Origin of the sequence: Microcoleus sp. N3A4, assembly GCF_036701805.1 — a bacterium.
Classification (GTDB): Bacteria; Cyanobacteriota; Cyanobacteriia; order Cyanobacteriales; family Microcoleaceae; genus Microcoleus.
The window spans coordinates 25,748-39,039 of the sequence record NZ_JAUBRJ010000026.1 but is presented as its reverse complement, the minus strand read 5'-3'; the positions used below and the strand labels follow the sequence as shown (position 1 = coordinate 39,039).

Below are 13,292 nucleotides of genomic sequence, written 5' to 3'. Positions count from 1 at the left end.
CGCGGCTTTAAAATCTTAATTGATAACAGTAGAAACTCTATTTTTTGGGAGATATCCTATGCCAACACTTCCCTTAATCATGTCTGACGAAACCCTCCGCGATGGCGAACAACAAGCTGGGCTTTTCTTTCCTTATGAAATAAAAAAAACTTTAGCCAAATTCATCAGCCAAGCTGGAATCCACCAAATAGCAATAATGCCAGCCGTTCACGAAACCGAAGAACATTTACTAAAAACCTTGGTAGCAGAAGGCTTAGGCAGCACCATGACGGCTTCCACAATGCTTGGTAAACAATTTATAGATCGAGCTAAAGCTTGCGGAATAGAACGAATTATCCTCTTCTATGCCGTTTCAGATCGCCTTTTACTTTTAAGAGATGCAGAAGTCCGCAATTTAACAGCGCACCCAGAGAAAATAGAGGATGACAATCTCCCTAATGCACTTGTCTGCCGCGTCCGTCAGAACATGATTAATAAAGTTTTGGAAAATCTGCGCTATGCTACGAGTGCAGAAGTCGGTTTAAAAGTAGAGTTTGCTGCCGAAGATGCCAGCCGGGCTGATTTTAACTTTTTAGTTCAGTGCATTCGCGAATTTCAACCCTACATCGAACACTTTGTCCTCTGCGACACAATGGGCATCCTCACTCCAGAGAAAACTTATATATGGGTTCGCGACATTCTAGAATTGGTCAACAATGCAGCTTTAGGAGTGCATTTTCACAATGACTTAGGCATGGCTCTCGAAAATACCCTCCAAGCTGTCATCGCGGGAGCTTCAATGATTTCAGGCACATTCCGAGGCATTGGCGAACGGGCGGGTAATATCCCACTAGAGCAAGTCTTAAATGGACTTAGATTGCGCTTTGGGATAGAAGTAGAGGGCATTAATTATGAAGCCCTCTCCCAAGTCACAGACTACCTCGATTCACTAGGAGTTCGTCCTGCTTCCCCTTACTCCCAAGCGGCCCTTCGTCACGAAAGCGGCATTCACGTTAACGGCTTCTTACGCGACCCACATAGCTACCATATTTTTCCTCACGCCGCGCCAGAAATTTGGTTTGGCAAATGCAGCGGTTCTAGCAATTTTCAATACCTGTTTGAGAAGCAACTCAACAAACCGCTTACTCCTGAAGATTACAACCGAATGCGAGACAAAATCAAATCCCTTTCCATTCAAGAGCAGCGGTGCTTTTCCCCAGAAGAAGTCGTCGAGTTATTCGAGGGAGGATTTTTCAATGACTGAGCCGTATCGCGTGGTAGCTCTCCCTGGCGAAGGAATCGGGCCAGAAGTGGTAGACGCTTCCTTAAAAGTTCTCCTGCATTTAGCACAACTAGAAGGGTTTTCTGTAGTTATAGACTATGGCTTAATTGGACAAGCTGCCTTCAATGAATTTGGAAAATTCTTCCCCGACCAAACCGCCCAACTATGCGAAGGTGCTGATGGAATTTTATTCGGAGCCGTTACGAGAGGCGGGATTCTCGAACTTCGCCAACACTTCGACTTTTTTATCAATTTTCGTCCCGTGCGTCCCTTTGAAACTTTATTGGATAAATCCAGCCTTCAGCCGCACAAAATTCAAGGAGCCGATATATTATTTGTTCGAGAGTTAGTAAGCGGAATTTATTTTGGACCATCAGGACGAACAGAAGACGACAATGGCTATTATGGCTTTCATACAATGAAATACTACGACTGGCAAATCCGCCGCATTGCTAAAGTAGCTTTAGGCAAAGCAAAAGAGCGCCGAGGTTTGCTTACCGTTGCCCATAAAGAAAATGCTCTGCCACAAATCCCTTGGAGCCGTTTAGTGCAGGAGGAAGCCGAACATTTCCCTGATGTTATAGTAGAGCCAATGCTAGTGGATAACTTAGCTATGCAACTCGTGCGGGAGCCTAAGCGATTTGATGTGATTCTAGCAGGAAATCTATTTGGGGATATCCTCAGCGATATCGGAGGAGCATTAGTAGGTTCCATCGGGTTATTACCCTCTGCCAGTCTGAACGAACGCGGGTTCGGTCTTTATGAAGCCATACACGGCACAGCACCAGATATTGCCGGGAAGGGTATTGCCAATCCTCTAGGAACGATGGGGGCAGTTGTTTTAATGCTTCAGCAGTGGGGGGAAACCCATGCGGCTATCAAGCTAATTCAAGCCATCGAAAAAGTTTTAGCCCTGGGCTACCGCACGGCAGACTTAGCTCCCCAGGGTCAAGAAATCTTAGTCAACGCGGAAACTTTAACCGAGTTGATAGTCCAACAGCTCGGTAGTTAACTTTGATAAACAAGCAGTAGGAAGAACTTATGACAACCGAACCAAAAGTGTTGATTTTTGGAGATGATATCAATACAGACGATATTATTCCGGCAAAACGGTGTACTACTGCCGACCCAGAGTATTTAAAGCAGTATGCTTTTGAACATCTGATTGGTGAAGGGAATCTTGTAGGCTATGAAGAAATCGAAGCCGGACGCAATTTCGGCTGCGGTTCTAGCCGAGAAAATGCACCTATTGCCATAAAAGCTGCTGGCATAAAAAAAATACGCGCCCTCTCTTTTGCCGAAATATTTTACCGAAATAGTATCAATATTGGTTTGACTTTAGAAGTTTACTCCCAGCCTAATAATAATCCCGTGGTCGAAGCTATTGTGAGGGCAGGCGGCTTAATTCCCTTTAACCAAAAGCGGCAGAAAGGTGAAATTTCTGTTCCTCCGAGTTCAACTTATGCTAGGGCGATGACTCTGACAGAAAAACTTTTGGCACGGGCGTCTGGCAATGCTTACGTTCAGCCGGGAGAGATGGTTTTTGCTAAAGTCGATTTAGCCATGTCTCACGATGCTGTAGCCGCACCTGTTGCTGATGTCTTTTACCAGAATTTTGGAGAAGAAGCAAAACTTTGGGATGCCAGTCGCGTTGTTTTAGTAGCAGATCACTTTATTCAAGTCAACGACGTGCGAGTAGACCCTAAAGCCACTTCTTTATACTCAGAAATGGTGCAGTTTGCCCGCTCGCAAGGCTGCCATTTGTTCGATATGGTTTCCCCAGGAGAAGCTGCTGGTATTTGTCACGTTCTGCTGCCAGAAAAGGGCTTCATTCATCCAGGTACAATTGTAGCGGGTACAGACTCCCACACTTGCACTTACGGAGCCTTTGGATGTTTTTCCACTGGAGTGGGAACAACGGATATGGCGAATATTTTTGCGATGGGGGATATGTGGGTGCGGGTTCCCCCTACCTTACTTTTTAGACTTGAAGGAACTTTGCCCAAATATATTGCTGCAAAAGACATCATCCTATTTATTCTCAGCAAAATTGGCTGTGACGGCGCTGCGGGGAAAGTCATGGAATTCCGAGGCAGTATTATCGACCAGATGCCAATGGAAGAACGCATGACACTCTCGAACATGGCGATTGAGTGCGGTGCAATGTGCGGGGTAATTGCTCCTGATGAAACAACTCGCCAATATCTGCAAAACTGCGGTCAAGATTTATTTGAGGACGTTGGTAGCGACTCCGAGGCATCTTATGAACAAATCTATCAGTTTGATTTGAGCGATTTAGAACCGCAGGTCGCTCGTCCCCCCAAACCAGACCAAGTAATTGGTATTAGCAAGTTAGGAGAAATTCCTATTACCAAAGCTTTTATTGGTTCTTGCACCGGGGGAAAACTTTTCGACCTCGCTCAAGCTGCTGAGGTGCTTGAAGGTCGCCGTATAGCTCCTGGTGTGAGTCTTTTTATCGTGCCCGCTTCTTTTGAGGTGCGCCAAAAGGCTGAGAATCTAGGGTATATGCAAATATTTGAAGCGGCGGGAGCCACAATTCTCAAATCAGGCTGTGGCGCTTGTATTAATGCCGGACTTGGGATACTTACTCAAGAAGAGACAGGGGTTTATGCGACCAACCGCAATTTCAAAGGGCGAAGCGGCGATCCAACGGCGAAGAACTATTTAGCTTCTCCCCGCGTGGTAGCTATTTCGGCAGTTGAGGGAAAAATTAGCGCTCGCCTTAGCGATGCAAGCGAATGAGGCTCTTTAGGGTTTGATGCTATATTTAGCAGGTAAGGCATAAAAGCTTCTGTCCTTTTTGTACAGCGCTTTCGCGCCTGGGAAAAGCAGTGCAGTTTCGATGCTATTTCCCAGGGGGCGATCGCCTCTGAAAAACTGTTGAGGTTTTCACTTTCCTGCCGGTGATGGTTGCGATCGCCAATTATGCGATCGGCGAAGATTAATGATGCCTCAGTCGTGCCGGTTGAAACGGCTGAGTCCCCATCGCCTCATTTATAAGGACTTACGCTATCAAGCTTAAGAATGTTTCCATCCATTGAGAACTGAACGGCAGAATTTGGTGGTCGATTGGTAATAGTTGCAGTAACAACAGTCACAGAGGGCTGGAGTGAAGTGTTGGCTTGAGATAAAGTGATTTTTGGGACAAGTAACTTAACCTGAAATTGAACAGAAGCAGTCGATCGCACCGTAATAGGATGCGGTGAAATATCCTCAACTTCTACGGTAGAAATTCCAGCATTAGCGATCGGAATGTTTGATTGATATTGATATTCATAATTGATATTAGTGGCCGTTGTATCTATTCCTACTTCAACACCGTTTAATTTAAAGCGAACATCGGTCTTCATATTGCTATCGACGAGCTAGCGAACTGTTATTGTTGTAGAATTTTGAGAACTTATAAGATTTACTCAGCAACAGGATTTGTAATTATAATTGTTTTTTTACAGTTCTGTAACTTTGAGAACTGTGGGATTTTTTTATCGACAAAACTCTAGGTATGTAAGAGTTATTAGTGCAGCCAATCAACAATTATGTCATAATGAGTTTTGTACAAAACAGAGATATTCCTATGAAACTGCATTTTCCAGGAATGAATCCTTATCTTGAAAATCCTACTTTGTGGTCAGAAGTTCACTCCTGGCTGATTATCGAGTTGGCCCGATCGCTTAATCCCTCACTCATACCCAAGTACCGAGCTGCTGTAGAGAAACGGGTTTACATGGATTCTCTACTGGTCGGTATTCCAGATGCCTCGGTTTTTCAACAAAACCCTGAAACATCGAGATCCCCGAATCGTGTAACAACTGGGGTTTTAACTAAACCAATTCGAGTAACATTGCCCCTGACTGAAGAAATCACAGAACGCTATCTAGAGATTCGGGAGGTCAAGACTGGGAAGGTGATAACGGTTGTAGAAGTTCTCTCACCCAAGAATAAACGAGTCGGTGAAGGTCGAGATAAGTACCTCACCAAGCGACAAAAAATTCTGGACAGTGCTACTCATTTAGTTGAAATCGATTTGCTCAGAACCGGAAACTTTATGCCGATGGTTCAAGGGATTCGATCGGACTACCGCATTTTAGTCAGTCGGGCTAATCTCCGTCCTGAAGCTGAACTTTACCCGTTTAATGTAACCGAATCGATTCCCCAATTCTTGTTTCCTTTGCAGCCACCAGATGAAGAACCTGTTGTGAATTTAGCTGAGATTTTGGAACAGGTTTATCAGGAGGCGGCTCTAGATTTGGCAATCGATTATTCCGTACAGCCCGTCCCACCGCTGAGTGAAAGTGACTTTCTGTTTGTGCAGTCTTTGGCAGAATCATCGGAAAGCTAAACCAGTTGTTGAAATTGTGGGATTTCTGGAGTAACAAAACTGTGTTTAAGTCGTGGGGTATGAAAGCAAATTGACTTCTAGCATCGAATCGCAACAAATCAAAAGTTATTTGAGGCAATTCGGCGCTTTGCTAAGGGGCCGTGGGAGCAAATCCAGCTCGCGCCAAGCAAAGAAATAGGGCGATCGACTGCTAGGGCAAAATCTACCAAAATTCTATAATCACAAACCTGAAAAATTGTCAATAATCCGTTGCCGCCGCGCTTCTAACCAGCCCTCTAACGCTTCTCGACGCTGTTGTGCTTTTGCAGCCCGCTGTGCGGCATCCGCTTCCTCGCTACGTGGCTTTTCCACCTTTATGGGCGTCAAGACAAACTGAAGATTGCGTTTGATTACTGTAGGGACAGCGATATCTTGAACTTCCCAAACAGGAGCCGATCGAGTTGAATTTTGTTGAGCCACAGAAAGGGAAATTCCTTGATTTTCTGGGGAGTGAATAACGTGGCAGTCTCGGTTAACCTGTTGAGCCATTTCCTGAAATTTCACCATCTCTGTCGCTAACTGCTCCGCCAGGGCGTTTATGCGCTCTGCCTGCTCTTGCAAGTGTTGCATTCTCTCTTTCACCTGCTGCTTTTGAGCTTCCTGCTTGTGCTGTTTTAGCTGTACTATTGTCTGCTCCAACCTCACCACATCTTCTTGTAGCGCCTTTAAAGCCGCGTCTGAGGCGACAACTGTAGGGGGGTGTTCGTCCCGATGGAAATATTGACTCGCCGAGCCGATCGCTGCGAACCGCTCCTCACTTTCTGTTACCGAAGAGTCGAAGATTTCCATAAGTCTATCTAACGGGACAATAATTTTTATTGTCCAGATATATAATCTACGATCTCAAATCTCTAAATTTATACCCCTAATTTGGCGTCTTTGGTTACGTCGTAAATGTGTTCTGATTCTGACATCTGAATTTTCGCAATATCTTTAGCATCCAGATCGCAGTTCATCAGATCCACCATGCGAATGCGACGGCTGTCGTAGGTGTGGAAGTAGAACCGCTTGCTTTTCAAATCGCAAGCTGAAGTCCAGGGCGTATAGGTATAGTCATTAAGCTTCGGAGTTTCTGGGTCTGAGGCGTGAAGCACTGAACCTCTAGGAATATCGAAATTGTTAAGAATGTGGAAAGCCTGAAGCACAGCTTTTTCTCCAGTTTCAGCAGGGTGCAGTCTTTGGAGATTTTGATTGAATACAACCGCTCGGATAAAGCGAGAAGGAGGTGTAAAATCTCCGGGCAAGCCTAATAAATCATTGGTCGGCTCAAATTCTTCCAGTTGAAAGTTATCAAGCTTTATTGATGCTACGTCTAACCGTGAAAGATGAGTGTAGTTGCCCAAGTTGATCGTGTGCCAATCGAAAGGGGGAGCATTCGTTATCGTGCCCAGCGGATTTTCATGCACCATTAGCTGGCCTTTCACATATTCAACCACGATGCAATTACCCGCGCTGTCATAAATGACATAATGAAGCGGTACGACAAAACCAAATTTTTCAAAAATAACATTACCAACCTTCAAAGTAGACAATGCCTTTTTGACCTCTGCAACTGTGGCGAACTGACTGAGTGCCCAAATTCCAAATTGATCGGGAGCGATGGTCTGGGGATAGTCTTTTTCCGACACTTCTTGATACTTGGCATATCTGCGGAAATAAAACATTCCAACCGCCAGCCCTTGTTCATTTAAGCCATCTATCGTTAGCAGCTCTTTTTTTGCATTTCCGCCAACGAATGCGTATTTTGTTTCCCAGCTCAATCCCTGAGAATTCTTATCTGGGGTTCTCCCCGTTAATTTGTAGTTCCGGGGGACAATAATAACATCCGATTCGAGTTCAACTCCAAAATCCACCGTTCGAGCACTAATAACAGAGTCATCTGTTGCCTTTATACGAATGCCGGTACACATTAAATCAATACTCCTTACTTATTTTGGATATACAGAAATCGGCAGTCAGCTAAGGATAAGGCGTTTCGCTTCACCTTAGAGACTTACTTCCCTCTTTTTGTGGTGCCGATCGCACCTTTTTCCCCAAGCACTAAATCACATCCGGCAGCTCATTTTCGAGTAGCCGCAAGCGAGGATACTGGTAGCCTACAACAGTTACTAGCATGACCATCGCTCCTGTGATAACAAACAGCAGACCAATGCCGCGACCTGTACCAGCGCCGATGATTTGTCCGATGCTTCCTGCTAACAAACCGTTGGCAGCCATTAAGGGTTCAAAGATGCGATCAGCTAGAGGGCCAGCAACGAGAGCAGCCAGCGGATAGGAAGACCAACCGATCGCGCGTCGAACTGCAAATACCCTTCCTTGCACCTCTGGTGCGACTTTGGTCTGCCAAATTGCTTGAGTGGAAGCTAGGAAAATGGCGACGCTGAAATAGGCACCAAACCCCGCAACAATAATCAGGGGAATGGAAGCCCGCAGTCCGAGGAGGAAAATGCCCAGACCGAGCAACAGCTCAAAACCTAATACCCCGTACATGCGGCGTTTCGGGCCTCCCCAAACGCTCATCAGAATGCTCCCGACTACCATACCGCTGCAAGCAATTGACTGCACAGTACCCAGCACTGTGACAGATGCGAAAGATAGGATTAGCGGTGCGAAAAGCACCTGAGCGATGCCGAGCGCCAAATTGCTGACAGCGATGAAAATCAGCAGCCCTAGCAGTCCCGGACGGGCGGTGATGTAAGTCCAGCCGTAAGCTATTTCTCCCAGCAGGCTTTGAACCCCGGCTTCTCTAACAGTATTAGTCTTGGCATCAGGGAAGCGGATGCTCAGCAGGGTTGCTAGGGAAAAGAGGAAGGTGGCAAAGTCGGCGAGGATGATGCCCTGAAGCTTTATGACGCTCAGAAGTCCAGCCGCCAGCATCGGCGCGAGGAACTGGGCGGCGGATTCTCCTAGCTGAATCATCCCGGAAGCGCGACCCATCTGCTGTTTGGGAACCAGTAAGGTGGTGGCGGCGCTATAGGCTGGCCATTGAAAAGCGCTAAAGGCAGAACTGACGGCGACTGCTAGATAGATGTGCCAGATTTCCAGGCGACCTGTAACCAGCAGAAGGGCGACGGCTACTGTACTCAAACTGGCACCGGAATCACTCAGAATCATTGCCCAGCGGCGGTTCCATCGGTCTATTAGGGCACCAGCGACGGGAAAGAGTAGGATCGCCGGTAGCCTAGCAAACACAGAAATGAGAGCAAACTGAGTGACTGAGCCGGTGCTTTCATAGACCCACACACCAAGGGCAAACTTAGTCAGACCCGACCCCATCAGGGAGACAAGCTGTCCGAACCAGATGAGAAAGAAAACCCGCATTCCTTGAGCTACAGGACGTTTTACCATCTTATTGATTCCCTGACTTGAGGTAAGTTGCTAGCTGTTGAGCTAAAAGCTGAACGTGGGGGGCTCGGAGAATGGCATAGTGATCGCCTGGAATTGGCTGGATATCTAATAAGCCGTGAGTTGCTAATTCACCCCAGCCTTGGGTTGGGTCAAGCTTTACTTGCAGCGGTTTGGAGCTAGCAGACAAGAGGGCCATTTTACCCGGATAGGGCTGGGGGATGTAGCTCAACATGGCTTCCCTGTTAGCTTGGAAAACCCGCATCAAGTGGCGCATTTGTTCTAAGCTGACTTCTGGCGGCAAAATATTGAGATTTTTAGAGCGCTCTAGGATGTAGTTCAATTGCTCCTCTGGTGGGAATTGTTGCAATTCATCAGCGGATATAGGCAGCTCTTTGCCGAACAGACCCCCCATATCTCTGGCAAGATGAACTAACAGCGAAGCCTCATCCATGTCCTCATACCAGTTAATAACAGCAGGTGCATAGCTGTCTATCAACGCTAGGAGGGCTACTTCTTCTCCGCGATCGCGCAACTGCTGTGCCATCTCAAAAGCGACAATGCCGCCCAAAGACCAGCCTCCCAGATAGTAAGGCCCAGAGGGCTGAATGGCCTGTAGAGCTTCAATATAGTGAGCTGCCATGTCCTCAATACTGGTTTTGGGTTCCTGTTCGCCATTTAAACCGGCGGATTGCAAGCCGTAAAAGGGTTGCTCCTTCCCCAGATGACGGGCGAGCTCGAAATAGCAGAGGACGTTGCCACCAACGGGGTGGACGCAGAAGAAAGGTGGCTGAGTCCCAGCCGCCTGAATCGCTACCAAGGGAGAAAATGGCACACAATCCGTTTGCTGGAGCACAAGACTTGCCTGGTGTTCGATTGTGGAATTCTGGAAAAGGCTTGCCAGGGGCAGATATTTTCCGAACTGCTGCTGAATAAGAGCCATCAGGCGGACAGCTAAAAGAGAATGACCGCCGCGTTCAAAGAAACAGTCCCGGACTCCAAGGGGATAGACATTCAGAACATCTTCCCAGATTTGTACCAGTTGCATTTCCAGGTGGCTGCGAGGTGGGACGCTGGTGGTTTCTAGACTGAGATGGGATGTATTCATTGCCGGAAGGGAGCGTCGGTCTACCTTGCCATTGGCTGTCAGTGGCAGAGCCTCTAGAATCACAAAAGCAGCAGGCACCATGTACTCGGGCACTTGCTCTTGGAGGAAGCGGCGCAGGTCGCTCCATGTGGGTGCTGGCTCCTGTTTGGGGACAACGTAGGCAACTAAGCGCTTGTCCCCTGGTGTGTCTTCCCTTGCTATAACGATGGCTGCACGTACATCGGGGTGTTGCGCCAGCAGGGATTCGATTTCTCCGAGTTCGATGCGGAAGCCGCGAATTTTGACTTGATTGTCGGTGCGACCAAGAAATTCGATGTTTCCGTCGGGTAGATAACGAGCCCGATCGCCGGTTTTGTAAAGGCGGGAATCAGGGTTGTTGCTAAAAGGATAGGGAATGAATTTTTCTTGAGTTAAATCTGGGCGGTTGAGGTAGCCTCTCCCCAAACCGGCACCGCCGATATACAGTTCACCGGCAGTACCAACAGGCACCGGCTGGAAGTGGGAATCGAGGATATAAATCTCGGTGTTTGATATGGGGCGACCGAGAGGAACCGTCTGAGAATCGCGCCTCACTTGCCCGCGCTTCACCTGATAAGTTAGTACCCCTACCGTCGTTTCTGTTGGCCCGTAGTGATTGAAAATAAGGCAGTCTGGCGCGTATTTCCACACTTTCTCCACTAACTCCCAACTCAGTGCTTCGCCACCCAAAATTAACCGCTTGCGAGGCAAAATTGATGCCGTCTGAGCGAGGAGTGCTTTTAGGTGAGAGGGAACGATTTTAAGGCAGTCGATCGCGTGCTGGCGAAAATATGCCGCTAGGGCTTTAGGATCGGTTGCCCGTTCTTGGGAGATGATATGCAGGCATCCACCTCCACATAATGCGGGGAAAATTACCGTGTTGCCCAAGTCGGCGGCAAAGGTAGAAACAGTGGCAAAACTCGCATTTGGCACGTTGAGTATTTGCTGGATGCTGTGGAGGTAATTGAGAAGCTGCCGGTGTTCGATCGCGACTCCTTTGGGGCTGCCGGTGGAGCCAGATGTATAAATTACATAAACCAGATTTTCAACCCTGACCGCACTGACTGGGTTCTGTTCACTTTCACGAGCGATCGTCTCCCAGTCTGTGTCCAAGCAAACTACATCCATCTGGCGAGTGAGAAGTCCGTCAACTAAGTGGGAACTCGTTACAAGCAGTGGCACCTGAGAGTCCTCGATCATAGCAGCCAGTCGCTGTTTGGGGAAGCCGGAGTCTAGGGGGACGTAAGCGCCGCCGGCTTTGAGAATACCCAGCAGCCCCACCATCATTTCTAAGGAGCGGTCTACACAGATGCCAACCCGCACCTCCGGTTTGACACCCAATTTTTGCAGATAGTGCGCCAATTGATTGGCTTTTGCGTTCAACTCGCGGTAGGTGAGTTGATTGTCTTCAAACACCACCGCTACGGCATCCGGGGTGCGTTCAACCTGGGCTTCAAATAGCTGGTGGACGCACCTTTGTTGCGGATACTCGGCTTTTGTGTCGTTCCATTCCACCAACAATTGATGTCTTTCGGCAGCAGTGAGCAGGGGTAACTCTGACAGCCTGCGATCGGGATTTGCAACAATCCCCTCTAGCAGAGTTTGAAAATGCCCCGCCATGCGAGCAATTGTGACTGCATCAAACAAGTCAGTGTTGTATTTCCATAACCCTATCAGTCCTTCCCGAGTGTTTTCAAAAGATAAAGTCAAGTCTAATTTCGCCGTGAAGTTTTCCACCTCAAATGGACTGACAGTTAAACCGGGAAGTTCTGAAGGAATTAATGGAACATTGTGGAATACGAACATCACCGAAAACAGAGGTGTGTGACTTAAGGATCGCGTCGGCTGCAATTCCTCCACCAACTGTTCAAAGGGCAAATCCTGATGAGCGTAAGCACCCAGCGCCACTTCCCGCACTTGCAACAGTAATTTTAGGAAGCTGGGGTTCCCGCTGAGGTCGGTACGCAATACGAGCGTGTTGACAAAAAATCCAATCAATCCTTCAATTTCAAGGCGATTGCGGTTAGCAATCGGCGTGCCTGTGCAGATGTCTGCCTGCCCTGTATAGCGGTATAGCAATATTTGGAATGCTGCCAGGAGCGTCATAAACAGGCTGACGTTTTCCCGTTTGCTCAAGTTAGCAAGTGCCTCACTCAGCTCTTTTGAGAGCGGCATGGATTGATGCGCGCCCCGGAAAGTTTGAACAGGAGGTCTCGGTCGATCCGTCGGCAGTTCCAACATAGAGGGAGCGCCTTGGAGTTTTTCTTTCCAGTAAGCTAAGTAGGACGATCGTGTCAGTCCCTGCAACCACTGCCGCTGCCAGTGAGCGAAGTCCGCGTACTGTAGGGTCAGTTCCGGTAGCGGTGAAGGCTTGTCACTACAAAAGGCTTCGTAGAGTGCTGCTAACTCTCGGAAAAATATGCCAGATGACCAACCATCACAAATAATGTGGTGTGCGTTGAGTATTAATATATGTTCATCTCGCTCTAGCTGCAACAGCAGGACGCGCAATAAGGGACCCGCAGCTAAGTCGAAGGGACAGTGAACTAGGTCTGTGGTTAATCGTTGGATTTCAATCTCTCGTTCGTCATTCGGAAGCTGCCGCAAGTCTATAAGGGAAATTGCAAGCTTCAGGGTTGAGGCAATAATCTGAATCGGTTGTCCGTCAACTTCCCTGAACGTGGTACGCCATAATTCGTGACGGCGAATAATCTCGTTTATACTCCGCTCTAACGCTTCGGCATTCAGGGAACCCTTTAGGCGCAAGGCTGCGAATTCATTGTAAGAGGGGTTAGTTGGATCGATCTGGTTCTTGAACCAGAGTCGCTCTTGGCCAAAAGACAGAGGCAAGTCCCCCTCTCGCGAGACAGGTACAAAGAGGAGTTCGGTCTCAATTGCGATCGCGTTGCTATGTTGCACCAACGCAAGCAGCTCTGCCTTGTACTCAGCCATTAGATCGCGCAGCTCCGGGGTCAGGACTCCTTTGGGAGCGCGAACGCGCAACTGGCCTGCATCAAACCACAATTTTACACCTCGTTGGGAGAGTTCATCCACAAAGTGATTAAATTTCATAGAGTGCGTGTGGTTTGTTAACAATTTGTACGGAACAGCTCCTGCCAAGGATGGGGGGAGCTGTTCAAAGTCTTAATTAACCGGAGACA

General features: G+C 47.8%; 9 protein-coding genes. 4 read left to right on the top strand and 5 right to left on the bottom strand.

Going from position 1 to position 13,292, the window contains the following annotated elements:
- The first annotated feature begins 58 nt into the window (after positions 1-58).
- Genes QUA56_RS16605 through QUA56_RS16595 form a run of 3 tightly spaced genes read left to right on the top strand, consistent with a single transcriptional unit; the run spans position 59 to position 4,024 of the window.
- Positions 59-1,243 carry a 2-isopropylmalate synthase gene (locus QUA56_RS16605; protein ID WP_333359446.1) on the top strand — a complete coding sequence of 395 codons (1,185 nt, stop codon included), beginning with the start codon at positions 59-61 and terminating at the stop codon, positions 1,241-1,243.
- Positions 1,236-2,273 carry a 3-isopropylmalate dehydrogenase gene (gene leuB / locus QUA56_RS16600; RefSeq protein WP_333359444.1) on the top strand — a complete coding sequence of 346 codons (1,038 nt, stop codon included), beginning with the start codon at positions 1,236-1,238 and terminating at the stop codon, positions 2,271-2,273. The genes QUA56_RS16605 and leuB overlap by 8 nt, the downstream gene beginning before the upstream one ends.
- Positions 2,274-2,302: 29 nt before the next feature.
- Positions 2,303-4,024: an aconitase/3-isopropylmalate dehydratase large subunit family protein gene (locus QUA56_RS16595; protein ID WP_333359442.1), complete on the top strand. Its 1,722-nt coding sequence runs from the start codon at positions 2,303-2,305 to the stop codon at positions 4,022-4,024.
- Between the two features lie 248 nt (positions 4,025-4,272).
- Here QUA56_RS16595 and QUA56_RS16590 read toward each other — a convergent pair whose 3' ends face one another.
- A complete protein-coding gene (locus QUA56_RS16590) occupies positions 4,273-4,632 on the bottom strand; it encodes a hypothetical protein (protein WP_333359440.1) in 360 nt (119 codons plus the stop codon).
- Between the two features lie 224 nt (positions 4,633-4,856).
- On the opposite strand from QUA56_RS16590, the gene QUA56_RS16585 reads away from it, so the two are divergent.
- A complete protein-coding gene (locus tag QUA56_RS16585; RefSeq protein WP_333359438.1) occupies positions 4,857-5,621 on the top strand; it encodes a DUF4058 family protein in 765 nt (254 codons plus the stop codon).
- A gap of 219 nt (positions 5,622-5,840) precedes the next feature.
- Here the strand turns inward: QUA56_RS16585 and QUA56_RS16580 are convergent, their stop codons facing one another.
- From QUA56_RS16580 to QUA56_RS16565, 4 genes are all read right to left on the bottom strand, one after another.
- Positions 5,841-6,449, bottom strand: a complete 609-nt coding sequence (locus QUA56_RS16580) for a hypothetical protein (RefSeq protein WP_333359436.1) — start codon at positions 6,447-6,449, stop codon at positions 5,841-5,843.
- A gap of 68 nt (positions 6,450-6,517) precedes the next feature.
- Complete coding sequence (locus QUA56_RS16575; protein WP_333359434.1) at positions 6,518-7,570, bottom strand: choloylglycine hydrolase family protein; 1,053 nt, start codon at positions 7,568-7,570, stop codon at positions 6,518-6,520.
- A gap of 130 nt (positions 7,571-7,700) precedes the next feature.
- Positions 7,701-9,008 carry an MFS transporter gene (locus tag QUA56_RS16570; protein WP_333359432.1) on the bottom strand — a complete coding sequence of 436 codons (1,308 nt, stop codon included), beginning with the start codon at positions 9,006-9,008 and terminating at the stop codon, positions 7,701-7,703.
- A 1-nt stretch (position 9,009) separates the two neighbouring features.
- A complete protein-coding gene (locus tag QUA56_RS16565; RefSeq protein ID WP_333359430.1) occupies positions 9,010-13,203 on the bottom strand; it encodes an amino acid adenylation domain-containing protein in 4,194 nt (1,397 codons plus the stop codon).
- Positions 13,204-13,292: the final 89 nt, after the last annotated feature.